The organism is Algisphaera agarilytica, from assembly GCF_014207595.1.
GTDB classification, from domain to species: domain Bacteria; phylum Planctomycetota; class Phycisphaerae; order Phycisphaerales; family Phycisphaeraceae; genus Algisphaera; species Algisphaera agarilytica.
Genome location: NZ_JACHGY010000001.1, coordinates 1673468 through 1697340, shown reverse-complemented (window position 1 = coordinate 1697340; position 23873 = coordinate 1673468). Strand labels below are relative to the sequence as shown.

The following is a 23873-nucleotide window of genomic DNA, read 5'->3' as shown; positions in this document are numbered from 1 at the left end:
CGCTGCACGAGCCAAGGCAATCCGTCGCCACGGTTTTGCTCAACCTGATGTTCTCAAAGACAAAGATAGGTCAGCCCATGTTTGGACGCTCGAGTCAACCCACCAAGAAACTCCCCGTCACCGTGCTCTCGGGCTACCTCGGTGCGGGCAAGACCACGATGCTAAACCACGTCCTGAGCAACCGCGAGGGGATGCGGGTCGCGGTCATTGTCAACGACATGTCCGAGGTCAACATCGACGCCAACCTCGTCCGCGACGGCGGGGCGGCGCTGTCGCGCACCGACGAGACGATGGTGGAGATGACCAACGGCTGCATCTGCTGCACGCTCCGCGAAGACCTGATCATCGAGGTGGCCAAGCTGGCCCGCGAGGGTCGGTTCGACTACCTGCTCATCGAGAGCACCGGCATCAGCGAGCCCATGCCCGTCGCGACGACCTTCAGCTTCCGTGACGAGCAGGGCATCTCGCTCGGCGACGTCGCCGAGCTCGACACGATGGTCACCGTGGTCGACGCGATGAACTTCTTTGACGACTTCAACACCGAAGACGGCCTGCTCGACCGCGGCCAGGCCATGGGCGAGGAAGACGAGCGCAACGTCGTCGACCTCCTCACCGACCAGGTCGAGTTCGCCAATGTGATCGTGGTGAACAAGGTCAAAGACGCCGGCCCGGAAGTCGTGAAACGGCTGGAAGGCGTGCTGAAGAAACTCAACCCCGAAGCACGCATCATCCACGCCGACCGCGGCGCGGTCTCGCCGACCGACATCATCGCGACCAACCTCTACGACGAAGAAAAAGCCGCCGCGATGCCCGGCTGGCTCAAGGAACTCAACGGCGACCACGTCCCCGAGACCGAGGAATACGGCATCTCCAGTTTCGTGTACCACGCCCGCCGGCCCTTCCACCCTAAGCGGCTGCTCGACGCGATCCAAAACGGCATGATGTCCGGCATCGTCCGCAGCAAGGGCTATTCGTGGATGGCGACGCGTCCGCAGTTCTGCGCGATGTGGAACTCGGCTGGCAAGAGCCTGACCATCGAGCGGGCCGGCTACTGGTTCGCCTCCGTGCCCAAGGAGAACTGGCCCGACGACCCCGAGACCCGCGAGTGGATCGAGTCCAAGTGGGACGAAGCCAGCGGCGGCGACTGCCGGCAGGAGATCGTCTTCATCGGCATCGGCCTCGATAAAGAAAAGGTCACCCTGGCCCTGAACGAATGTCTGCTGACCGAAAGCGAAAAGGCCGAAGGCCCCAAGGGTTGGACCGATCTCGAAGATCCGCTGCCTTCCTGGGATGAGGTACCCGCAGGTACGGCGTAAACCCGCCTCCGTACACTCGCCGCTTACCAGGAGGCGAGTGTATTGGGACAGGGTTTGCCGCGCTCAAGTTGCGTGAGATTCGTCAGCGTGACGCTGGCGATTTCTTCCAGCGCGTGCCGGGTGAAGAAGGCCTGGTGGCCGGTGATGAGCACGTTGGGGAACGTCAGCAGGCGGGCGAACTCGTCGTCCTGCAGGATGTCGCCGGAGTGGTCCTCGAAGAAGAGCTCGTCTTCTTCCTCGTAGACGTCCAGGCCCAGGTGGCCGACGCGTCCGGTCTTGAGCGCGTCGATCACCGAGTCGGTGTGGATGAGTTTGCCCCGACTGGTATTGATGAGCATGACGCCGTCTTGCATCTGAGCGAGCGTGTCGGCGTTGATCAGGTGTTCGGTCTCGGGCATCAGCGGGCAGTGCAGCGTGATGATCTCGCTCTGGGCGAAGAGCTCATCGAGCGTGACGTATTCGACGCCGAGGGCTTTGAGCTCGTCGTTTTCGTAAACGTCGTAGGCGAGCACCCGGCAGCCGAAACCCGCGAGGATGCGTGCCGCCGCCGCACCGATCTTGCCGGTCCCCACGACGCCGGCCGTTCGACCGTGCATCTCGAAACCGAGTAAGCCTTCGAGCGCGAAGTTGCTTTCGCGCACCCGGTTGAACGCGCGGTGGGTCATGCGGTTGAGCGTCATCATCAGCGCGATCGCGTGCTCGGCCACGCCGTGCGGCGAGTAGGCCGGCACCCGGCAGACGGTTATGACCGCCTGCTCGGCGGCCTTGAGGTCGACGTGGTTGAACCCCGCCGAGCGCAGCGCCAGGTGCTTGATGCCCTGCTCGGCGAGGACCTCGATGACCGCGGCCGAGCCGTCGTCGTTCACGAACAGACACGCCGCGTCGTGACCGGCGGCGATCACGGCCGAGTTCACCTCGAGCCGCGGATCGAGGTAGGTGATGTCGTGGCCATGCTGCGCATTGGCCGCGTCGAAGAACCGGCGGTCGTACCGTTTGGTGTTGAAAAAGGCGATCTTCATGCATCCAAACTATACGATCGCCAGACGGCGGTGGGCGCGTTTAACGCCTTCTTTACTCCTCCCCCTTGAGGGGGAGGTTGGGTGGGGGTGTCGAGTCTTCGACATTCGCCGAGTTCTCAGCACCCTCCCCCAACCCCTCCCTCCAGGGAGGGGGGTAAACGCCAACACGCGTTCAATCCTGCATCACCGCGTCGACCAACGACCGGCCTAAGACCGACAACGGCCGATCGGCCCGGTGCGCCGCGACCACCGCCCGCGTCGGCACGGGCTTGGCCAGCGGGCGGTACACCCGCTTCGCCGACCGGTCGCGCTCGGCCACCATGCGCGGTAACAGCGAAACCCCCAGCCCGAGCGCAACCCATTCCTGCACGGTCGCGAGCTGCGCGGCTTTCCACTGCTCGTGCTCGCCCAATCCGATGACCTCGCAGTAGGCCTGCACCCGCTGACCCAGACAGTGCATGTCGTGCAGCACGATGGGGGGGCGGTCGACCAGGTCGTTCGGCCGAACGGTCTTACGCTCGGCCAAGGGGTCTTCCTTGGCCATAACCACCGAGAGCGGTTCGTCGAAGAGGTGTTCAAAGGTGATGCGTTCGTCGTCGAGGGGCAGGCTCATGAACGCCAGGTCCAGCCGTGAGGCGACGAGTTCCTCGATGAGGCTCGCAGTGACGTCCTCGGCGATGACCAGCTCGGCCTCGGGGTTTTGCTTCTGGAACCGGCGCACGGCGGGCGGCAACAGAAACGGCGCGATCGTCGGGATCGCGCCGACACGCAGCCGGCCACGCCCACGCTCGACGTCGGCGCGGACGGTGTCGAGCGTGACCGACAGCTCGCCGAGGATCTTCCGCGCCCGAGGCAGCAGCGACCGGCCCGCCTCGGTGAGCTCGGTCCCCCGGGACGAGCGGTCAAACAGCCGGTGCCCCAGCTCGTCTTCGAGTTTCTGTATCTGCATGCTCAAGGTCGGCTGGGTGACGTGGCAGACCCGGGCGGCCTGACGCATCCCGCCCTGCTCGGCCACGGCCAGGAAGTAGCGAAGTTGGTGGATTTCCATTGATAGTCCAAGATTATCATATTTATAGATAAATGATATGGCTTGATTATCACCAGAATCGACCGGAATGCTCTATATTTAGTGCGACGTCGTTGGTGCCATCGGGGGGGTGGTGCGGGCGACGTCTTTTCATCCATCGCCTCAATTCGGAAGGAACCCGCCATGCCCGACACGCCCTCGTCCGACGCCAGCCAATGCCCGTACCTCAGTGCCAACGCCCCGCAGGCCGACACCGTCGGCTCGGGTGCAAACCACCGCTGGTGGCCCGACCAGATCAACCTGCGCGTGCTCAAGCAGAACTCGCCTCACATCGACCCGATGGAGGAAGACTTCGACTACGCCGCGGAGTTCCAGACGCTCGACCTGCCCACGGTGAAGAAAGACATCGAAGAGGTCCTGACCACCAGCCAGGACTGGTGGCCCGCCGACTGGGGCCACTACGGCCCGCTGATGATCCGCCTCGCCTGGCACTCGGCCGGCACCTACCGCGTGTTTGATGGCCGCGGCGGCGCGGGCTCGGGCTCGCACCGCTTCGCCCCGCTCAACTCCTGGCCCGACAACGCCAACCTCGACAAGGCCCGCCGCCTGCTCTGGCCGATCAAGGCGAAGTACGGCCGCAAGCTGTCCTGGGCCGACCTGATGATCCTCGTGGGTAACGTTGCGCTCGAGTCGATGGGCTTCAAGACCTTCGGCTTCGCCGGCGGCCGAGCGGATGTCTGGGAACCCGAAGAAGACGTGTACTGGGGCCCCGAGAAGGAATGGCTCGCCGACGAACGCTACACCGGCGACCGTATCCTCGAGACGCCGCTGGGTGCGGTGCAGATGGGCCTGATCTACGTTAATCCCGAAGGCCCGAACGGTGAGCCCAGCGCGATCGCCGCTGGCCGTGACATCCGCGAAACCTTCGCCCGCATGGCGATGAACGACGAAGAGACCGTCGCCCTGATCGCCGGCGGCCACACCTTCGGTAAGGCCCACGGCGCCGCGAGCGACGCCGAGTACGTCGGCCCCGCCCCCGAAGGCGAAGCGATCGAAGCCCAGGGCTTCGGCTGGAAGAACAGCTACCAGTCCGGCCAGGGCAACGACACCATCACCTCCGGCCTCGAAGGCGCCTGGACCCCCAACCCCACCAAGTGGGACAACGGCTACTTCGACATGCTGTTCAAGTACGACTGGGACCTCGCCAAGAGCCCGGCCGGTGCGTGGCAGTGGGTGCCCTCCAAGCCCGAAGCCGACGACATGGTCCCCGCGCCCCACGGCTCCGAAGAGAGCACCGCGCCGATCATGTTCACCACCGACATGGCCCTGCGGATGGACCCGATCTACGAGCCCATCTCGCGCCGCTTCCACGAAAACCCCGACCAGTTTGCCGACGCCTTCGCCCGCGCCTGGTACAAGCTGACCCACCGCGACATGGGCCCCCACGCCCGCTTGGTCGGCTCGGAAGTGCCCGAGCCGCAGCTGTGGCAAGACCCCGTCCCGGCGGTGGACCACGAGCTCGTGGACGACGCCGACGTCGCTGAACTCAAGGCCACGCTGCTTGCCGCCGGCCCGTCGATCTCGCAGTACGTGGCCACCGCCTGGGCGGCCGCGTCGAGCTTCCGCGGCACCGACATGCGGGGTGGCGCCAACGGCGGCCGCCTCCGTCTCGCGCCGCAGAAGGACTGGGACGCCAACGACCCGGCCGTGCTCGCCATGGTGATCCCGGTGCTGGAGAAGGTGCAAGCCGACTTCAACGCCAAGCAGTCCGGCAACAAGAAGGTCTCGTTTGCCGACCTGGTGGTGCTCGGCGGTGTCGCCGCGGTGGAAGAAGCCGCCCGCAAGGCGGGCCACGACGTGACCGTGCCGTTTACCCCCGGCCGGACCGACGCCACCGAGGAAACCACCGACCTGCACTCGTTCGGCTACCTCGAGCCCTCGGCCGACGGCTTCCGCAACTACCTGCACACCGACCACAAGCGCTCGCCCGCCGAGCTGCTGATCGACAAGGCCAACCTGCTCACCCTCACCGTCCCGGAGATGACCGTGCTGCTGGGCGGCCTCCGTGTCCTCGGGGCCAACACCGGCCAGAGCAAGCTCGGCGTGTTCACCGATCAGCCCGGAACCCTGACCAACGACTTCTTCGTGAACCTGCTGGACATGGGCACGAAGTGGGCGGTTTCGTCCCGCTGCGAACATTTCCTCGAAGGCCGTGATGCTTCGGGCGAGATCAAATGGACCGCCACCGAAGCCGATCTGGTCTTCGGCAGCAATTCTCAGCTCCGCGCGTTGGCCGAGGTCTACGCGTGTGACGACGCTAAAGCCAAGTTTGTAAAGGACTTCGTTGCGGCGTGGGACAAGGTGATGAACCTGGATCGCTTCGAACTGGACTAAATCAGTTAGATACCCCATACCCCCTCGGAATGGGGTGCCTATACTCGGACTCAGTTGGTTAAGGCCAACGTCAATCCCGACCCCCGGAAGCCCGGCGGATGTCATTCCTTGACTCCGCTGGGTTTTTTTATGCGCCGATCGTGAACCGCCCGCCGGCTTGAGCGACCCTATAGGGGATGGCAAGCCCGGACCGAGTTGCGGATGAATGGTTAGTCCTGGCGGCACAGGACGGCCGGGCCGAGGCAAGAGACCGATTGGTCGACCGCTGGCACGCCCGTCTGTGGCGCCACGCCCGCAACGTCACCGGCAACGCCGAGGCCGCCCGCGACGTCACGCAGGAAGCGTGGGTCGGCATCCTCAAACGCCTGCACCGCCTCGACGACCCCGCAGCATTCCCCGCCTGGGCGTACCGCATCGTGAACCACAAGTCGGTGGACTGGATCCGCAAAGAGTCGCGCAACCGCAAGCGGAGTGCGCCGCTGCCCGACGACCTGGCCGCCGCGAACGAATCGGCCGCCGCCGAAGAAACCCGGGACCGTGTGCAGCAGGTGCTGGCCGCGCTGCAACAACTACCCGTCGAACAGCGGGCGCTGCTCTCGATGCACTACCTCGACGACCTCTCGACGATCGAGATTGCTGCTGCCCTGAACATCCCGCGCGGCACGGTGAAGAGCCGGATGCACACCGCACGACAGAACCTCAAACCGTTTTTAGAAGGAGTCCAATCATGAACGACCTCGACGACCTGCTCAAAGAATCGCTCGGCTCGGATACCGCTGACGTGGTCATCCCCCGCGACACCCTCCGCGAAGAAATCGGTGGCGCGTTTATGGGTTGGTCCCGCCCGCTGCTGGTCATGGTGTTATTCGACACCGTGTTGGCGGGGATCATGTTCGTCGTCTCGGTGGTGAACATGTTCCGTGCCGACGACTTGCGGATGACGGTGATCTGGGCGACTTCGGCGCTTTTCTTCGGCCTCGCGACGGGCTTTATCAAGCTCTATTTCTACATGCGTTCAAACCGCAATCGCGTGCTCCGTGAAGTCAAACGCCTGGAGCTCGGTGTTGCGGTATTGAGCGAACACGTGCGCAAGGCATAACGACCTTCCAAGTTCCCGCTGCCGCGCCGGGCTCATCCCCGGCGCGGTTTTCGCGCGATAGGGCGGACGCGATCCACAGGGCCCACGCTACACTCCCCCCATGGACCTGCCCTCCGCCGGCCAACTCGCCCAGTCGCTCATGCACACCCACGGCCTCGTCGCCGAGGGCTGGACCTTCCGCTTCAACCAACGCAAACGCGCCCTTGGCCTGTGCAACTACACCACCAAACGCATCGAACTCTCCGCACCCTTCGTGGCCCGTAACGACGAACACGAAGTCCGCGACGTCATCCTCCACGAGATCGCCCACGCCCTAACCCCACCCCCCACCCCCTCCAAGCCGAGGGCTAAGCAAAGCGAAGCCCCGGATCATCACCCCAATACCTACACCCCCCACGGCCCCGCCTGGCGCGCCACCTGCCTCCGCATCGGCGCCAACCCCAACCGCCTCAACGCCACCGCCGCCGCCCCCGAAGGCAAGTACCAAGCCACCTGCCCCGGCTGCCAAACCACCCACCACCGCCACCGCAAACCCGCCAAGGGCCGCACCTACATCTGCAAAGCCTGCGGCCCCGAACACGGAAAACTCACCTTCCACGCCGCCTGAATCCCTCCGAGCGCAGCTGCTGTGCTACGCTAAACCCATGCAGTGGTACGAAGACGATGTTGCCGACGCGATCGCCCGCCGTGAGTCGGCCGTGGCCAACCAGTTCCCCGCCGGCCCCGTGGTCTTCTACGGCAGCTCGTCCATCCGCCTCTGGGAAACCCTCGAGCAAGACTTCCCCCACACCTGGACCGCCAACCTCGGCTTCGGCGGGTCCACCCTCGAAGCCTGCGACCACTTCTTCGAACGCATGGTCCTGCCCGCGCGTCCCGCCGGCCTGGTCGTCTACGCCGGGGACAACGACATCGGCGACGGCCGATCACCCGAAGCCATCCTCAAGAGCTTCCACGCCCTGATGAAAAAAATCGACGCCGACCTCCCCGGCGTCCCCGTCGCCTGGATCAGCATCAAGCCCAGCATCGCCCGCTGGGACAAACGCGAAGCCATCGGCAAGGTTAACGTCTGGACCCGTGAAGCCGTCCGTGCCCGCCCCGGCACCGACTGGGTCGACATCTACGACCGCATGCTCGGCCCCGACGGCAATCCCCGCAAAGAACTCTTTGCCGACGACGGCCTGCACCTCAGCCCCGCCGGCTACCAACTCTGGGCCCAGGCCGTCCGCGACGACGTCGCCTGGCTCTCCCAACCCGCCAACGCCAACCCCGTTTAGCGGGCGATCAAAGATCGCCGTTCTGTTCTCATCATCTTCTACCTGTCCCGAACCCACGCCCCCAACCCACAAGGACCACATGCAGCGGGAATACCACCGCTGGCACAGCCAAGCGCTCGGCCGCGACATGGAGCTCCTCGCCTTCGGCCACGCCGGGCCGCGTGTCCTCGTGTTCCCCACCCGCGTCGGCCGCTTCTTCGACTACGAAAACTGGGGCCTCGTCGGCACGCTGCGCCCCCGCATCGAAGCCGGCCAGATGCAGCTGTTCTGCCTCGACTCCATCGACGACGAAGCGCTCTACGCCACCTGGATGAACCCCGCCGACCGCATGCGTCGCAACCGCGCGTACGAGGAATACGTCCTCCGCGAAGTCATGCCGCTCACCCGAAAGCTCAACCCCCACATCGAGATGTGGGCCCACGGCTGCAGCTTCGGCGCCTACCACGCCATGACCCTCGCTCTCCGCCAACCCCAATTTTTCTCCCGCATCATCTCCTTCTCCGGCCGATACGACCCCACCCTCAACACCGGCAGCTTCCGCGACCTGCTCGACGGCCATTACGACGACCTCGTCTACCACCACGCCCCCAGCCACTTCATCCCCCGCCTCGAAGACCACGAGCGTTTGGAGCAACTCCGCAAACTCGACATCACGATCGTCATTGGTCGTGAGGACGCCTTCCTCGCCAACAACCGCGAGTTCAGCGAAGCCCTCCACCGCAAAGGCATCCCCCACCAATACTACGAATGGGACGGCGAAGCCCACCGCGCCAAGTTTTGGCGCCAGATGCTGGCGTGGTACATGTGATCCACAACCTCAGATCACCCCATAGCCGGGCGGCTACGCCGACCCGGTCCCCTCGCTCTCCCCCGACTCATCCGAGTTTCCCACCAGCTTGGCCGTGAGTTCATCCACTTTCTTGTGAAGCTGCTGAATCTCCAGCTCCGTCTTCAGGCTCACCTCAAACGCGTTCGCCGCCGTGAGCCGATCCTTCTCGGATTGACGGTTCTGCGACATCATGATCACCGGGGCCTGCAGCGCCGCGAGTGTGGACAGCACCAGGTTCAACAGGATGTACGGGTACGGATCGAACGCATCCACATCGTTGCGGATCAGGATGAACGAGTTGAGCGTCATCCAGCTCCCCAGGATCACCACAAACGTGATGATGAACCCCCACGACCCCGCGACCTTCGCCATCCAGTCCGCGACCCGCTGGCCGACGGATAATTTTTCGTGAAACACCGTATTGACGTTCTGCGCCACCGGCTCCCCCGCCGCCATCGCATCGATCACCCGCTTCTCGCGTTCAGTCAGCTTGTTGTAGGGTTTCCCAAGCAGAGCACGGGCGAGGTTCGAGATGTATTTCTTGACAGCCATAGGCACCTCCTCAATGAAGTTGAACGCCGTGCAGTACAGAACCGACATCGCTTAGTGGATGGACATGACATCACATGCGATGTTTGATCGGTTATCACAGGCCTAGCCTAGCAATACGCGAATATAAATTGTGGCTCAAGAGCAATACCTGAATCACCGCAAGTATTCGATCCGATCGACTTCGAGGCGGTACGGCCCGTCTTCCACGTCACTGAGGATCAGGCCGAGGCGGGCGAGTTGGGAGGTGTCCAGCGGGGCCCAAGCCTCGGGGTCCAAACGGTTGCCGCGAAACGTGGGTTGTAGGTCGGCTACAGGGATAGTGATCTCTTGCCACTCGTTAGGGTCCGCGTCTTGGTCGATCGGCAGAAGGGTGCGGAAGTTGATGCCGCGCGGTCGTGGCACACGGTCTTCCAGCCGCAACGCGAAAGGTCTGCCCAGCGAAGCCGCATCGCCGCGGACCCGCAGTCGGACGGCCTGCAGATCATCCAACACCGCAGCCCCAGCCTCCGACGCGAAGAGTTCAGCATCAAGATTCATCCGCACGGAAGTGAATCCGCCGCCGTTGGTGTTGATGTCGCCGGTCATGACCATGACGCCGGGCTCATCGGCGTCGAACGACACATCGCCCTCGGACCGTCCGCCCATCACGTTGTCGTTCACCACGGCCCATCGGTCGTTGCTCTGGGGATCGGTATAGTCGGTTAAGAGGAACACCGCGGCAGCCTCGGTCTCGGATGCCGAGTCTTCGGCGTGGGCAGGCACACCCATTCCAAACATAACCCCAAGCGCCCAAGTCAAACTCGCAAACGATTGTCGATAGGTGATCATTTATAGGGTCTCGTCTTGAGTGATTCGTCAGCCCGCAGCCAAGGTTTGGCTCTTCCCGAAGTTCATCAATGGATTCGCAGCGGGCGGCTCGTCGGATTCAAGGAGACCACGATCAATAATTCAAATTGCTGATGTATTGCCGGTTCTCGTTCACGTTCACGGTTTACCGCGGCACCGCACCGAGTCCCGCGTCGCGGCAGAGTTCGCCGGGGGGGACGAGGTTGTCGACGGCGTCGCGCTCGGCTTGGGTGAGTTCGATGTCGGCGGCGCCCATGTTGTCTTGGAGTTGTTCGACGGTGCGGGGGCCAAGGATGGGGCAGGTGACGCCGGGGACCGACAAGCACCAGGCGATGGAGAACTGGCTGCTGGTGCAGCCGCGCTCGTCTGCCAATTTGTCGACGCCCTCCATGACCGGCCATTGGCTGGGCGGGAAGTCGTCCTTGCCGCGGCTCTGGTAGTACGAGCCGTCGGGGATCGATCGGCCGCCGCGGGTGTACTTGCCGGCCAAGCGGCCACGCGCCAGCGGGGCCCAGGTGATCGTCGCCACGTCGTAGCGCTGGCAGAACGGCAGGACTTCCTTTTCGATCCGCCGGTCGATGATGTTCAGCGGGGGTTGCTCGACGTCGAAGCGCGCGGTGCCGAGCTCCTTGGCGATGAAGTGGGCCTCGGCCAACTCCCAGGCGGGGAAGGTCGAACTCGCCAGGTACAGCACCTTGCCCGAGCGGACCAGATCGTCGAGCGCTCGCAGCGTCTGATCAATCGGCGTGTCGGGGTCGGGGCGGTGGATGTGGTACAGGTCGATGCGGTCGGTCTTCAGACGCTTCAGCGATTCTTCGACTTCGCGGACGATGTGCCAGCGGTGGTTGCCTTGTTGGTTGATGTTCTCGCCGCGCTTGCCGTGGACTTTGGTGGAGAGGACGAATTCGTCACGGTTGTTTTCGTTCGCCATCCAGTCGCCGATGATGGATTCGCTTTGGCCGTTGTTGTAGACGTTGGCGGTGTCGACAAAGTTGCCGCCGCCTTCGGTGTAGGCGTTGAGGATGGCGTGGGCGTCTTCGGGCGGGGTGAAGCTGCCGAAGTTCATGGTGCCGAGGCAGAGCGGGTGGACTTTGACGCCGGTGCGGCCGAGGACGCGGTAATTCATGGGAGGCTTTCGTGGAGGGGATGGAACCGAAGGGACACCGCGATTGTAGCCCTGCGAATAACGCTACGGATCAGTCTTGCCCCCTCTCCCTCCGGGAGAGGGCCGGGGTGAGGGCGGGTTGAAGTTCTCGTGCGCAGGGTGTGGCCAGGTTCATGGCGGGTGCCCTCACCCCAACCCTCTCCCGGGGGGAGAGGGGGCCAAGGCAGCGTCACTCGTGTGCGCACGGTCGGTCGGGCCGCAACCCAGAAAATCATCAACGCAGAAAAATTCTTACTCCTTGTCAGTACTCACTTCCGTGAAATTAGCGACTTGTCCGTGCGCACACCTGACCCGTTCTGTCCCCCAATGTCGGACCACGGTGGCACTCAAGGCGTGAAGGCCGCACAGGCAAGGCACCAAGCACGCCCATACCCGTGGAACCGGGCTGACGCACACGTCGGGTGCGTGGCGACGCTTGAGCTCACCACCTTGCCGGGATCGCTCAAGGTCGGAACCCGTCGTCGTTGGTCGAGGGTCCGTGTTCGGGGAAAGGTTGAACCGCGAAGGCGCGAAGAGCGCGAAGCAAGGCAGATGAGATTGAATTCAAACTAATGGTTTGCCTTCGCGTCCTTCGCGTCTTCGCGGTTCAACTGAATCCCACCCACCCACCCCACGCCGGCCACGGCAGCGGGTGGTGCGGGGGACACGGGTTCGCTCTTTGGCAATTTGGGATTGTTTGCGCGGGACGCTTCGCGTCGCCCGCTAAACGCGCGGTTAGTTGCGGACGCGTGAGATCGACTCGTCGATCTTGGTCAGGATCTGGTCCTGGACCTGTTTGATGCGGGTGCTGGTGATGGGCGGCTGGAAGCCGTTGAAGAGCATGGCGAAGGCGTAGGTTCGGCCGTCGGGCCGGACGATGTAGCCCGAGAGGGTCGAGGCGTAGTTGGCCGAGGCCCCGAGGTAGCCGGACTTGCCGTAGACATCGGCGCGGAGGTCGCGGAGGCGTTGGCGGAGCGTACCGTTGTGCCCGGCGTGGGACAGCGACGCGGCGAAGATCGGGCCGAGCGTGTCGTCTTGGCGCATCGCGCTGAGAACTTCGACCAGGACACGGGCGGTGGCGCGGTTGTTGGGCGAGAGGCCCGAGCCGTCGGAGACGCGGACCGCGGTGAGCCCGACGCGGGACGCGAGTTTGTCGCGGAGGTAGAGGCGGACGGCCGAGGCGCCGTTGCGGAAGCTCCCGGGCTCGCCGGTGAGTTCGTGGCCCATGCGTTTGAGCAAGGCCTCGGCAAACATGTTCTGCGAGTCCTGGTTGGTGCGGTCGATCACGCCGGCCAGCGTGGTGTTGAGCTGGTGGAGGATCTCGGTGTCTTGTTCGGGGACGCGGTCGCTGGGCTTGACGCGGACGACGCGGTTCACGCGGATGCCGACTTGCTTGAGTTTGTACTGCAGGAACTTGCCCAGGAACATCGCGGGGTCGTCGACGGTGACGCGGTAGGGCTCGGACCGGCGGTTGCGGACGCTGCCGAGGAAGACGAAGCGGTTGGTGCCGTTGGGGCGTTGGATGCGGAAGTCGTCGACGTTGCCGGTGGTCGCGCGGTTCTGGGTGGGGAGCCCGGTGTAGTAGGGGAAGAGCTGGACGATGGGCGATTGGCCGACCGCGTCGGACGGCACGGGCAGCACGGCCATGACGTTTTCGTGGAAGTTGATCGCGCCGATCTGGGCACAGTAGTAGTAGTGGAGCTGGTCGGCGGGCCAATCGGGGTGGACGCGGACGGCGTCGAAGATCAGGTCGTCGAGCAGGAGCTGATCGAAGCGGGTGTGGCCGGTGTCGACGATGGCCTTGATCCAGATGTCGATCAGGTCGTCGACTTCGAAGCCGGCCTGGGCGAGCAGCACGGGGTCGCCGAACGCGGGGTCGCCCTCACCGCGGATGAGCAGCGAGGGGAGCGTGGCGGTTTTGGCGAGGTCGCGGGCCGAGGCGCTGGCGGGGGCTTCGGTTTCGGTGGGGGGAATGAGCGAGAGCCGGGTGCTGAACTTGAAGTCGGGGCCGAGGCGGGTGAGCGCCGCGGCGGTGGTGATGAGCTTCATGTTCGACGCGGGGACCATGGGGTTGTCGGCGTCGAGTTCGACGAGCGGTTCGCCGGTGGTCAGGTCCACCAGCAACACGGCGGTGCGGGTCTTGCCCAGCGCCGCGCCCGACAGGATCTGCTGGATGTCGGTTTCGAGTCCGGCATCAGCGGGCAGGGCGAGCAGGGCGGTGAGGGTGAGCACCAACACCCGCCAACTGGCACCCGGACGCAGAGCTCGGCCGATGTTCAACTTCACCAACACACTACGCCTCGCATAAAACCACGAATCCCACCGCGACGGTGGCCGCTGATTGCAGACTACTTTATCGACCAGCCCTCGTGGAATCGGCCACCGGGCAGGCGGGGCGGGGGATGGCCGGGGGTCGGTGGCCCGGGCGGGATTGAACGGCGCTCGGTCGGTCTAGGGTTTAACCGGAGTCCGGGGTGGAAATCTCGAAGAACATTAGATACACTAATCGACCGCTCAGGGCGTATTAGAAATTTTAATGTAGTGTTTGTCCCCCGGACGGGTCACGGAACGACCCCTCGGGCCCCAGGGTTCTGCCCCCACCATGCAAAATCTCCGCTTATTCTCCGACGTTGCCCGCTGCCACAGCATCTCCCTCGCGGCTGAGATGCACGGCATCACGCAATCCGCGGCGAGCCAACGGATCAACCAACTCGAGAAAAGGCTTGGAGTTACGCTCTTGGATCGGACCGTCCGACCGCTGGAGCTGACCGAGGCGGGCAAGGTCTTCCTCGCGGGGGTGGGCGATGTGCTGCAGCGTTACGATCGCCTGGAGCGGGCGGTGATGGCCCGGGCCGACAGCCCGTCGGGCGTGGTGCGGGTGTCGGCGATCTACTCTTCGGGGATCGACCTGCTGCGTCAGGTCAGCGAAGAGTTCGAGCAGCAGCGGCCGCAGATCAACGTGCAGATCGCCTACGAGAAACCGGATGCGGTGTATCAGTCGGTGATCGAGGGCCGGGCCGACCTGGGCCTGCTCAGCTACCCCGATCGTTTTAAGAAGGTCGGCGTGATCGCGCTGCGGGACGAGGAGATGGCGGTCGTCTGCCCACCCAACCACGCTCTGGCGGGACGCGAAAGCGTCGAGGCGCAGGAGCTCAGCGGCCAGGAGATGGTCAGCTTCGACACAGACCTGCCCGTCGGCCGAGGTGTGGCGCAGTACCTCAAGCAGCACGGCGCGACGCCGATCACCGCCCACTCGTTCGACAACCTCGACACGCTCAAGTCGGCCGTCGCCGCGACCGATCGTTTCGCGATCCTGCCCAAACGCACGGTGCGTCACGAAGTTGAAGTCGGCTCGTTGTCGGTCGTGAGCCTGACACCCACGCTGGTGCGGCCCATGGGTCTGATTACGCCGCGCCCGCACAAGCAACACGCGGCGCTGCCTTTGGCGACCGCGGTCTTTGTTGATTTCCTGCTCCAACACGCCGGGCAAGACGAGCCCCGCGTCTCCCTTTCGTCTTCTGAATCTTCTTCTCCCGCTTCCACCCTCGCCGGCGCCGCTGCGTCGGCCCCTCTCGTGGGAGCCAAGCGATGAGTCCTGCTATGTCCGAATCCAACCCCAACTCTCCGTCCGTCCGCCCCGCGTCCACCGGCTTCCCCGCCAAGCAGGGTCTGTACGACCCGGCCTACGAAAAAGACGCCTGCGGCATCGGCTTCATCGCCCACCTCAAGGGCCAGCCGTCGCACACCATCGTCACCGATGCGCTGGAGATGCTGCACCGCATGGACCACCGCGGCGCGTGCGGCTGCGAGAAGAACACCGGCGACGGCGCGGGCATCCTCACCGGCCTGCCCCACGAGCTGCTGGTCAAAGTCGCCAAGCGCGACGCTGGCCTCGACCTGCCGGGCCTCGGCGACTACGCCGCGGGCAACATCTTCCTGCCCACCAACGACGAAGCCCAGGCCTTCTGCATCAAGCTTTACGAGGAATGCCTGGCCAAGGCGGACCTCCCGCTGATCGGTTGGCGTGACATGCCCGTCGAGCCCGAAGGCGCCGACATCGGCCCGTCGGCCCTCGCGGCGATGCCCGTCATCAAGCAGCTCTTCGTGGCCCGCCCCGAGAGCGTCGACCAGGACAGCTTCGAGCGCAAGCTCTACGTCGTCCGCAACCAGGTCATCAACCTCACGCTCGCCCAGCCCGAGCTGATCCCCGCCGGCAGCTTCTACGTCTGCTCGCTGTCGTCGCGCATCATCGTGTACAAGGGCCAGCTGACCTCCGGCCAGGTGCCGCTGTTCTACCCCGACCTGCGCGACACCGACTACGCCTCGCACCTCGCGATGGTGCACTCGCGCTTCAGCACCAACACCTTCCCCAGCTGGGACCGCGCCCAGCCCTGCCGGATGATGTCGCACAACGGCGAGATCAACACCGTCCAGGGCAACAAGAACTGGATCCGCGCCCGCCAAGGCCTGATGCAGAGCCAGCAGTTCGACGAACGCGAACTCGCCGAGCTGTTCCCCATCGTCAACCCCGACGCGTCGGACTCAGGCAGCATGGACAACGTGCTGGAGATGCTCTACATGTCCGGCCGAACGCTGCCGGAAGTGGTCATGATGATGGTGCCCGAGGCGTGGGAAAACCACGAGTCGATGCCCGAGAACAAGACCGCGTTCTATGAGTACCACGCCAACCTTATGGAGCCGTGGGACGGCCCGGCGTCGATCGGCTTTACCGACGGCAAGGTCATCGGCGCGACCCTCGACCGCAACGGCCTGCGTCCGTCGCGCTACTACGTCACCAGCGACGACCGCGTGATCATGGCGTCGGAAGTCGGCGTCGTGGACGTTGAGCCGAAGGACGTCGTGAAGAAGGGCCGGCTGCAACCGGGACGGATGTTCCTGGTGAACTTCGAAGAGGGCCGCATCGTCGCCGACGACGAGGTCAAGAACTCCATCGCCGACGCCCGCCCCTACGGCGAGTGGCTCGGCGACAACCGCATGACTCTCGCGGACCTGCCCGAAGCCAACGGCTCGGGTGCTTCGGTGCCCGGCACGCCTGCGTCGCCCGAAGCCAAGAACGACATGGACCCCGAGACGCGTCTGGCGCTCATGCAGTCGTTCGGCTACACCGTCGAACACCTGAACATGATCCTGCTGCCCATGGTCAACGCCGGCAGCAAGTCCAAGGAAGCGCTCGGCTCGATGGGCAACGACGCGGCGCTCGCCGTGCTCTCCGACAAGCCGCGGCTTCTTTACGACTACTTCAAGCAGCTCTTCGCGCAGGTGACCAACCCGCCGATCGACCCGCTGCGCGAGACGATTATCATGTCGCTGCAAACCAGCATCGGCCCCGAGGGCAACGTCCTCGACACCACCGCCGATCAGTGCAAGCGGCTGCGTCTTGAGCAGCCCGTGCTGACCGATGCCGAGCTCGCCTCGCTGCAAGCGCTCGACGGCTCGGACGCGTCGAACGGCTGGCGCACCCAGACGATCGACATCACCTACGAAAAGCCCGACACCTCCGGGATGAACGGCGAAGCCGACGCCGCGGAAGGCGCCGCGCTCAAGGCCGCGCTCGACCGCATCTGCGCCGAGGCTAGCGACGCGATCACCGCGGGCTATCAGCTTGTTGTGCTCAGCGACCGCAACGCCGGCCCGGGCCGGATCGCGCTGCCCTCGCTGCTGGCCGTCGGCACGGTCCACCACCACCTGGTCCGCAACGAGTCCCGCACCAAGATCGGCCTCGTGCTCGAGTCCGGCGAGGCCCGCGAAGTCCAACACTTCTGCACCCTCGCGGGCTACGGCTGCGACGCGGTCAACCCGTACCTCGCTTACCAAGCCATGTACTCGCTGCGTGACGAGGCGGTCCTCGACCCCGAGCTGGGCAACGAAGAGATCGTCCAGACCTACATCAACTCGGTCGGCGCCGGCATCAAGAAGGTCATGTCCAAGATGGGCATCTCGACGCTCGCCTCGTACAAGGGCGCGCAGATCTTCGAGTGCGTCGGCCTGCACGACGAGATCATCGACCGCAGCTTCACCGCCACCGCCTCGCGCCTCCAGGGCGTGGGCTGGGACGTGCTGGCCAAGGAAGGGCGTCGCCGCCACGAGATCGGCTTCCCCGTCCGTCCGCGCAACCCCAAGGCCAAGAACCAGCTGCCCAACCCCGGCGAGTATCACTGGCGTCCCGAGGGCGAGGCCCACGCGTTCAGCCCGCGGTCGATCGCGAACCTGCAGATCGCCGCTCGCACCAACAGCCACGCCGCATACGACGAGTACTCGAAGCTGTGCAATGACGACTCGCGTCAGCGCTGCACCCTCCGCGGCCTGCTGAGCTTTGTTGACGATGCGTCGCTGAGCATCCCGCTCGAAGAAGTCGAGCCGGCCAAGGAGATCGTTAAGCGGTTCCGCACCGGCGCGATGTCGCTGGGCGCGCTGTCCAAGGAGTCGCACGAAACCCTCGCGCTGGCGATGAACCGCATCGGCGGCTACTCGAACTCCGGCGAGGGCGGCGAAGACCCCAAACGCTTCAGCCTCGACCAATACGAAGACGGCAGCGTGAAGTCCAAGCGGTCGGCCATCAAGCAGATCGCCTCGGGCCGGTTCGGCGTGACCAGCTACTACCTGGCCAACGCGGACCTCCTGCAGATCAAGATCGCCCAGGGCGCCAAGCCCGGCGAGGGCGGTCAGCTGCCCGGCTTCAAGGTCGACCCGTACATCGCCAGCATCCGCCACTCGACGCCCGGCGTGGGCCTCATCTCCCCGCCGCCGCACCACGACATCTACTCCATCGAAGACCTCTCGCAGCTCATCTTCGACCTCAAGCGGTCCAACCGCACGGCCGACGTGTCGGTCAAGCTGGTCGCGGAAGTCGGTGTCGGCACGATCGCGGCGGGTGTGTCCAAGGCCAAGGCCGACCACATCCTGATCTCCGGCCACGACGGCGGCACCGGCGCTTCGCCGCTGACTTCGATCAAGCACGCGGGCCTGCCGTGGGAGCTCGGCCTGGCCGAGACGCACCAGACGCTGGTGCTCAACGACCTGCGCAGCCGGGTCCGCCTCGAAACCGACGGCGGGTTCAAGACCGGCCGCGACGTCGCGATCGCCGCGTGCCTCGGTGCGGAAGAGTACGGCTTCGCCACCGCGCCGCTGGTGTCCATCGGCTGCATCATGATGCGGAAGTGCCACCTCAACACCTGCCCCGTGGGCATCTGCACGCAGGACAAAGACCTACGTAAGAAGTTCAACGGCACGCCCGAGCACGTCATCAACTTCCTCTTCCTCGTCGCCGAGGAAGCCCGGCAGTACATGGCGAAGATCGGCATCCGCTCGATCGACGAACTGATCGGCCGGGTCGACCTGCTCAAGACCCGCGACGCGATCGACCACTGGAAGGCCGACGGCCTGGACCTCACGCCGATCCTCCGTCCCGCGACCAAGCCGCACGAGGGCGTGGGCGTCCGCAAGCTCATTGAGCAGGAGCACGAGATCGAGCTGCACTTCGACAACCAGCTCATCGCCGAGGCGAAGGACACCCTAGAGAACGCCACGCCCGTGGTGATCGACAAGCCGGTGACCAACCTCAACCGCGCTGTCGGGACGATGCTCTCCAACGAGGTCAGCAAGAAGTACCTCGGCGAAGGCCTGCCCGACAACACGATCCAGATCAACCTGACCGGCTCGGCCGGGCAGTCGCTGGGTGCGTGGCTCGCGCCGGGCGTGACGATCAACCTCACCGGCGACGCCAACGACTACGTCGGCAAGGGCTTGTCCGGCGGCAAGATCTTCATCAAGCCGCACGACGAGGCCCCCTTCGCCGCCGAGGACAACATCATCCTGGGCAATGTGGCGCTCTACGGCGCGACCAACGGCGACGCGTACTTCCGCGGCGTCGCGGCCGAGCGTTTCTGCGTGCGGAACTCTGGCGCCCGGGCGGTGGTCGAGGGCGTGGGCGACCACGGCTGCGAGTACATGACCGGCGGCCGCGTGGTGGTGCTGGGCCCGACGGGCCGCAACTTCGCCGCGGGTATGTCTGGCGGGATCGCCTACATCTGGGACCCCGAGGGCGCGTTCCCCAAGCTGTGCAACCCCGGCATGGTCGAACTCGAAGACCTCGAGGACCCCGAAGACATCGCCGAGTGCGTCGAGATGATCACCAGCCACATGGAAGCCACCGGCAGCCCCGTGGCGAAGCGTGTGCTCGACGACTGGGACAACCAGCGGGGCAACTTCGTGAAGGTCATGCCGATCGACTACCGCCGCGTGCTGATGCAACAGAAGGCCAAGGAAAAAGCCATGGCCGGCGAACCGGAGGTCGGCCACGGATAAGTACGGAGATGCTGCCGCAGATGACGCAGACGTCGCCGATTTTGTTTAAGGCAATTTGATTTTAAGAATCCTCATCAGACAGAAATGTCTGAATGTTTCGAGAGATAAACGAGTCCGCGGTAAGGCCTGATTACGAATCAGCGTAATCGGTGAAATCTGCGGCAAAGGCTGTTCAACCATGGGTAAACCCACCGGATTTCAAGAGTACGAACGCAACCCGATGCCCGCGCGCGACCCGCTGGTGCGCATCTCGGATTTCCACGAGATCTACGCCCAGCACGAGGTGCACGTGTTGCAGGAGCAGGGTGCGCGCTGCATGGACTGCGGCGTGCCGTTCTGTCACGCCGACACCGGCTGCCCGATCGACAACCTCATCCCCGAGTGGAACGACCTGGTCTACCACGACCGCTGGCAGGACGCGTACGAACGGCTGGCCAAGACCAACAACTTCCCCGAGTGGACCGGGCGGATCTGCCCTGCGCCGTGCGAGAGCGCTTGCGTGCTGGGCATCAACGAGCCGGCGGTGACGATCAAGAGCATCGAGTGCGCGATCATCGACCGCGCGTTTGAAGAAGGTTGGGTCAAGCCCAACCCGCCGGCGAACCGCACGGGCAAGACCGTGGCGATCGTCGGCAGCGGACCCGCGGGTCTGGCGGCGGCGGATCAGCTCAACAAGGCGGGCCATGCCGTGACCGTGTTTGAGCGCGACGACCGCATCGGCGGGCTGCTGATGTACGGCGTGCCGAACATGAAGCTCGACAAGGGCATCGTGCAGCGCCGCGTCGATCTGCTCGAAGCCGAGGGCGTGGTGTTCAAGACCAACTGCAATGTCGGCGGCGGCCCGTCGGCGCACGGCACGGGCAGCGAGTCGGAGATCATCGATCCGGAAGACCTGAAGCGCGACTTCGATGCGGTGTTGCTGGCGTGCGGGGCGCTCAAGCCGCGCGACCTGGGCAAGCTGCCGGGCCGTGATTTAGCGGGCGTGCACGTGGCGATGGAGTACCTCCACCCCGCGACCAAGAGCCTGCTCGACTCGAACTTTACCGACGGCGACTTCATCGATGCCGAGGGCAAAGACGTGATCGTCATCGGCGGCGGCGATACCGGCACCGACTGCATCGGCACCGCCATCCGCCAGGGCTGCAAGAGCATCACCAACATCACCCGCCGCGAGCGCGAGCCGGACGAGCGCGACGAGGACCACCCCTGGCCGGGACCGTCGGGCACGTTCTACGTGGACTACGGCCACGCCGAGGGCGCCGCCAAGTTCGACCGCGACCCGCGCGAGTACGGCATCCTGCCCAAAGCCTTCCTCGACGAAAAGGGCGACGGCCACGTCACCCACGTCGAGATCGAACGCCTTCACTGGACCAAGCAGGACGGCAAGTGGAGCTCGACGCCCACCGGCAACATCGAGAAGTTCCCCGCCGACCTCGTGTTCATGGCGATCGGTTTCACGGGTCACGACACGCCGACGCTCGTCGAGAAGTTTGGCGTCGAGACGGATGAGTGGGGCGGTGCGGTCAAGGCCGAGTACGGCGAGTTTGCCACCAACGTGGACGGCGTGTTCGTGGCGGGCGACATGCGCCGCGGTGCTTCGCTGATCGTCTGGGCCATCGCCGAGGGCCGTGGTGCCGCACGCAAGATCGATGAACACCTGATGGGCCACTCTGAACTGCCCGCCCCGGGCGTGACGACGCAGCTCACCTCGAGCGCGGGGTGATCGGCCGTAGGTCAGGTCTTCGACCTGACATCATCGTCTGGAGATAATTGAAACCACATGGCCTCCGCGTCAGGTCGAAGACCTGACCTACGGGTGCGTTTATCGCGCGAGCGAATCCCGAAGCGTTACTTCAACTCTTCCGCCGCCTGCTTGGCGGCGTCGGTGTCGGGGTAGAGGTCGATGATCTTCTGGTAGGTTTCATCAGCCTTGTCGTAGAACCCGGCGTTGTCGTAGTTCTTGGCCATCGTCATGAGGTTCTGGGCTTTGCCTTCGAGTTTCGCGCCTTGGACGCGGGCCATGAACGCCTCGTCGTCTTCCATGATGAGGACCATGTCCTGGGCGAGCAGGGCTTCGTCGCTGTCGGGCGCGCGGTCGACGATCCAGCGGTACAGCTCATAGGCGGCGAGTTCGTCGCCGTCGGCCTCGGCTTCCTCGGCCTGCTGGAACTTGCTGGCGACCAGTTCGGGGTCGGCCGAGCCGCCGCCGCCGGAGGAGATGCTGCGGTCGGAAGCGGCCAGCCACGCGTCGATGTTTTGCGCGACGCCCGGGTATTCCGAGCGGTACAGGTCGTAGCTTTCCTGCTGCTCGGGGTCGAGATTGGCCAGCGTCCGTTTCACGGATCGGCCGAAGGCTTTGACTTTCGCTTCGTCGAAGGACTCGGCCGGCAGTTCCTTAACCGAGTCGAACAGCAGGCGGAAATCGATCGGCCGGGAGAAGATGGCCTGGGCGGCGCTCTTGGCCAGCTCTTCGGGGTCGACGCTGGAGGCGAACGGGTCGAAGTCCAGGGCCGGGTCTTCGCCGAGGATCGCGTCGGTGGGCGGGGGGAAGTCGATCAGCGCCTGTTCGAGTTGTTCTTCGAGCAGAAAGCCGTGCCCGTCCCAGATGAGGTTGCCATCGGGAGAGATCAGGAAGGTGTGCGGCACGCCGTACTGCTTGCGGAAGAACCGCGCGTTGACGGGGATCGTTTGCTCGGCGTTGAGGACGATGAGGGTTTCCAGGCCCTGCTCGGCGACCATCTCCTGCGCGGCCATGGGGTCGGGGTCCACGCTGACGCTGACGATGCCCACGCCTTTCTTGTGGTAGGTCTCGTGCAGCCGTTGGATGTCGGGCAGGTTCTGGATGCTCGGCTCGGAGACCGCCGCCCAGAAGTGCACCACGACGAGATAGCCCTCGAGCATCCCGGACGTGATCGCCCGCCCGTCGGTGGTTTCGACGGCGAAACTCACCGGATCGCCGACCTTGAATCGTGTCTCGGCTTCGGCAGGGAGAGTCGCCGCGGACATCGCCGCCCCCAACGTTGCCCCCAATACCCACGCGCGTGGTCCGGTCATGTTCATCTATCGAATCCCGGGAAATAGCAAAGGTGTGGCACGGCCCGGCCACTTGAGAAATATCAACCTCATAATTCTAACCACCTCCGGCGGTCTTCCGCGAGGACTTTGCGGCTAGAATCCCATCAATGCGATTCCCCCGGCCGGTGGACTCAACTCTCTGGAGATACCCGATGACCCGATTGCTCAACCGCTCGAACGTACTTTGTTCCTGGATGGTGGCGTTGCTGCTGACCGCTACCGCGTTTTCCGCCCGGGCCGACATCGTCACGGGTTCGCTGGATTACGAACACCAGGGCGTCACGCTCTCGGCCTACATCGCCCAGCCCGACGGCCTGACCGGACCCACGCCCGGCGTCCTCATCGCCCACGCCTGGTGGGGCCAGGGTGAATACGCCCGTCACCGCGCACGCCAGCTCGCCGAGCTCGGCTACATCGCGGTGGTGCTCGACATGTACGGCAAGGACGTCTACACCGACGACCCGAACCAGGCCGGCCAACTCGCCGGGGCGTTCTATCAGGACCGCGACCTGTTCCGTGCCCGTGCCGCCGCGGGCCTGGAAATGCTCAAGCAGCAGCCCAACGTCGACCCCACGCGTTGCGCCGCGATCGGCTACTGCTTCGGCGGGACAACCGTGCTCGAACTCGCCTACGACGGGGCCGAGCTCGCGGGCATCGTCAGCTTCCACGGCAGCCTGATGCCCCCGCGCGAAGGCAGCGACGACGCGGCCAACGTCAAGGCCAAGGTCCTCATCGCCCACGGCCAGGCCGACCCGTTCTACAGCAACGAACAACTCCTGGAAGTGACCAACGCCCTGCAGTCCGCCGGTCAGGACGTGCAGACGCTGACCTACAGCGGCGCGGTCCACGCCTTCACCGACCCCGGCGCGACCGGCGAGCTCGAAGGCGCGAAGTACGATCGCAGTGCGGACAAGCGCTCTTGGGAACACATGAAGCTGTTCTTCGAGGAAGTGTTCTCGGACTAAGCAATCTT

The 23873-nt window shown here is 64.8% G+C and carries 18 protein-coding genes; 11 read left to right on the top strand and 7 right to left on the bottom strand.

Annotation, left to right across the window (positions count from 1 at the left end; translation table 11 throughout):
• Positions 1 to 77 precede the first annotated feature (77 nt).
• Entirely contained in the window at positions 78 to 1316 is a 1239-nt protein-coding gene (zigA, locus tag HNQ40_RS07150) for a zinc metallochaperone GTPase ZigA (protein ID WP_184677194.1), read from the top strand.
• A 23-nt stretch (positions 1317 to 1339) separates the two neighbouring features.
• Here zigA and HNQ40_RS07145 read toward each other — a convergent pair whose 3' ends face one another.
• Both HNQ40_RS07145 and HNQ40_RS07140 read right to left on the bottom strand, forming a co-directional pair.
• A complete protein-coding gene (locus tag HNQ40_RS07145) occupies positions 1340 to 2335 on the bottom strand; it encodes a 2-hydroxyacid dehydrogenase (RefSeq protein ID WP_184677193.1) in 996 nt (331 codons plus the stop codon).
• Positions 2336 to 2507: 172 nt separating this feature from the next.
• Positions 2508 to 3383 carry a LysR family transcriptional regulator gene (locus tag HNQ40_RS07140; protein WP_184677192.1) on the bottom strand — a complete coding sequence of 292 codons (876 nt, stop codon included), beginning with the start codon at positions 3381 to 3383 and terminating at the stop codon, positions 2508 to 2510.
• 162 nt (positions 3384 to 3545) lie between these two features.
• Between HNQ40_RS07140 and katG the strand changes: the two genes are divergently transcribed.
• The 6 genes from katG to HNQ40_RS07110 all read left to right on the top strand — a co-directional run bounded on the left by katG (position 3546) and on the right by HNQ40_RS07110 (position 8937).
• Positions 3546 to 5756 carry a catalase/peroxidase HPI gene (gene katG, locus HNQ40_RS07135; RefSeq protein WP_184677191.1) on the top strand — a complete coding sequence of 737 codons (2211 nt, stop codon included), beginning with the start codon at positions 3546 to 3548 and terminating at the stop codon, positions 5754 to 5756.
• A gap of 176 nt (positions 5757 to 5932) precedes the next feature.
• A complete protein-coding gene (locus HNQ40_RS07130; protein ID WP_184677190.1) occupies positions 5933 to 6487 on the top strand; it encodes an RNA polymerase sigma factor in 555 nt (184 codons plus the stop codon).
• Positions 6484 to 6855 (top strand): DUF6768 family protein, encoded by a 372-nt coding sequence (locus tag HNQ40_RS07125; protein ID WP_184677189.1) that lies wholly within the window; start codon positions 6484 to 6486, stop codon positions 6853 to 6855. Before HNQ40_RS07130 ends, HNQ40_RS07125 begins: the two co-directional genes overlap by 4 nt.
• Before the next feature lie 100 nt (positions 6856 to 6955).
• Entirely contained in the window at positions 6956 to 7462 is a 507-nt protein-coding gene (locus tag HNQ40_RS07120) for a SprT family zinc-dependent metalloprotease (protein WP_184677188.1), read from the top strand.
• Positions 7463 to 7499: 37 nt separating this feature from the next.
• Positions 7500 to 8129 (top strand): SGNH/GDSL hydrolase family protein, encoded by a 630-nt coding sequence (locus HNQ40_RS07115; protein WP_184677187.1) that lies wholly within the window; start codon positions 7500 to 7502, stop codon positions 8127 to 8129.
• Positions 8130 to 8208: 79 nt separating this feature from the next.
• Complete coding sequence (locus HNQ40_RS07110) at positions 8209 to 8937, top strand: esterase family protein (protein WP_184677186.1); 729 nt, start codon at positions 8209 to 8211, stop codon at positions 8935 to 8937.
• Positions 8938 to 8970: 33 nt separating this feature from the next.
• Here HNQ40_RS07110 and HNQ40_RS07105 read toward each other — a convergent pair whose 3' ends face one another.
• From HNQ40_RS07105 to dacB, 4 genes are all read right to left on the bottom strand, one after another.
• Positions 8971 to 9510, bottom strand: coding sequence for a DUF1003 domain-containing protein (locus tag HNQ40_RS07105; RefSeq protein WP_184677185.1), 540 nt, complete (start codon positions 9508 to 9510; stop codon positions 8971 to 8973).
• A gap of 153 nt (positions 9511 to 9663) precedes the next feature.
• Positions 9664 to 10272 carry a CIA30 family protein gene (locus HNQ40_RS07100; protein WP_184677184.1) on the bottom strand — a complete coding sequence of 203 codons (609 nt, stop codon included), beginning with the start codon at positions 10270 to 10272 and terminating at the stop codon, positions 9664 to 9666.
• A 229-nt stretch (positions 10273 to 10501) separates the two neighbouring features.
• Complete coding sequence (locus HNQ40_RS07095; protein WP_184677183.1) at positions 10502 to 11482, bottom strand: aldo/keto reductase; 981 nt, start codon at positions 11480 to 11482, stop codon at positions 10502 to 10504.
• A gap of 753 nt (positions 11483 to 12235) precedes the next feature.
• Positions 12236 to 13786 (bottom strand): D-alanyl-D-alanine carboxypeptidase/D-alanyl-D-alanine endopeptidase, encoded by a 1551-nt coding sequence (dacB, locus tag HNQ40_RS07090; RefSeq protein ID WP_184677182.1) that lies wholly within the window; start codon positions 13784 to 13786, stop codon positions 12236 to 12238.
• Between the two features lie 316 nt (positions 13787 to 14102).
• Here dacB and HNQ40_RS07085 point away from each other — a divergent pair, with 316 nt between their 5' ends.
• The 3 genes from HNQ40_RS07085 to HNQ40_RS07075 all read left to right on the top strand — a co-directional run bounded on the left by HNQ40_RS07085 (position 14103) and on the right by HNQ40_RS07075 (position 21548).
• Entirely contained in the window at positions 14103 to 15092 is a 990-nt protein-coding gene (locus HNQ40_RS07085; RefSeq protein ID WP_184677181.1) for a LysR family transcriptional regulator, read from the top strand.
• An 8-nt stretch (positions 15093 to 15100) separates the two neighbouring features.
• Positions 15101 to 19825, top strand: coding sequence for a glutamate synthase large subunit (gene gltB / locus HNQ40_RS07080; protein WP_184677180.1), 4725 nt, complete (start codon positions 15101 to 15103; stop codon positions 19823 to 19825).
• A gap of 178 nt (positions 19826 to 20003) precedes the next feature.
• Complete coding sequence (locus HNQ40_RS07075; RefSeq protein WP_184677179.1) at positions 20004 to 21548, top strand: glutamate synthase subunit beta; 1545 nt, start codon at positions 20004 to 20006, stop codon at positions 21546 to 21548.
• A gap of 125 nt (positions 21549 to 21673) precedes the next feature.
• Here HNQ40_RS07075 and HNQ40_RS07070 read toward each other — a convergent pair whose 3' ends face one another.
• A complete protein-coding gene (locus HNQ40_RS07070) occupies positions 21674 to 22879 on the bottom strand; it encodes a TlpA disulfide reductase family protein (protein ID WP_184677178.1) in 1206 nt (401 codons plus the stop codon).
• A gap of 173 nt (positions 22880 to 23052) precedes the next feature.
• On the opposite strand from HNQ40_RS07070, the gene HNQ40_RS07065 reads away from it, so the two are divergent.
• Complete coding sequence (locus HNQ40_RS07065; protein WP_184677177.1) at positions 23053 to 23865, top strand: dienelactone hydrolase family protein; 813 nt, start codon at positions 23053 to 23055, stop codon at positions 23863 to 23865.
• Positions 23866 to 23873 lie beyond the last annotated feature (8 nt).

What these genes read in the sequence shown, in the direction of transcription:
- HNQ40_RS07145 (WP_184677193.1), bottom strand. Translation starts at nt 2,335, where the DNA reads ATGAAGATCGCCTTTTTCAACACCAAACGGTACGACCGCCGGTTCTTC.
- HNQ40_RS07125 (WP_184677189.1), top strand. Translation starts at nt 6,484, where the DNA reads ATGAACGACCTCGACGACCTGCTCAAAGAATCGCTCGGCTCGGATACC.
- HNQ40_RS07110 (WP_184677186.1), top strand. Translation starts at nt 8,209, where the DNA reads ATGCAGCGGGAATACCACCGCTGGCACAGCCAAGCGCTCGGCCGCGAC.
- HNQ40_RS07105 (WP_184677185.1), bottom strand. Translation starts at nt 9,510, where the DNA reads ATGGCTGTCAAGAAATACATCTCGAACCTCGCCCGTGCTCTGCTTGGG.
- HNQ40_RS07130 (WP_184677190.1), top strand. Translation starts at nt 5,933, where the DNA reads ATGGCAAGCCCGGACCGAGTTGCGGATGAATGGTTAGTCCTGGCGGCA.
- HNQ40_RS07140 (WP_184677192.1), bottom strand. Translation starts at nt 3,383, where the DNA reads ATGGAAATCCACCAACTTCGCTACTTCCTGGCCGTGGCCGAGCAGGGC.
- HNQ40_RS07085 (WP_184677181.1), top strand. Translation starts at nt 14,103, where the DNA reads ATGCAAAATCTCCGCTTATTCTCCGACGTTGCCCGCTGCCACAGCATC.
- gltB (WP_184677180.1), top strand. Translation starts at nt 15,101, where the DNA reads ATGTCCGAATCCAACCCCAACTCTCCGTCCGTCCGCCCCGCGTCCACC.
- HNQ40_RS07095 (WP_184677183.1), bottom strand. Translation starts at nt 11,482, where the DNA reads ATGAATTACCGCGTCCTCGGCCGCACCGGCGTCAAAGTCCACCCGCTC.
- HNQ40_RS07120 (WP_184677188.1), top strand. Translation starts at nt 6,956, where the DNA reads ATGGACCTGCCCTCCGCCGGCCAACTCGCCCAGTCGCTCATGCACACC.
- HNQ40_RS07065 (WP_184677177.1), top strand. Translation starts at nt 23,053, where the DNA reads ATGACCCGATTGCTCAACCGCTCGAACGTACTTTGTTCCTGGATGGTG.
- HNQ40_RS07070 (WP_184677178.1), bottom strand. Translation starts at nt 22,879, where the DNA reads ATGACCGGACCACGCGCGTGGGTATTGGGGGCAACGTTGGGGGCGGCG.
- katG (WP_184677191.1), top strand. Translation starts at nt 3,546, where the DNA reads ATGCCCGACACGCCCTCGTCCGACGCCAGCCAATGCCCGTACCTCAGT.
- HNQ40_RS07075 (WP_184677179.1), top strand. Translation starts at nt 20,004, where the DNA reads ATGGGTAAACCCACCGGATTTCAAGAGTACGAACGCAACCCGATGCCC.
- HNQ40_RS07115 (WP_184677187.1), top strand. Translation starts at nt 7,500, where the DNA reads ATGCAGTGGTACGAAGACGATGTTGCCGACGCGATCGCCCGCCGTGAG.
- zigA (WP_184677194.1), top strand. Translation starts at nt 78, where the DNA reads ATGTTTGGACGCTCGAGTCAACCCACCAAGAAACTCCCCGTCACCGTG.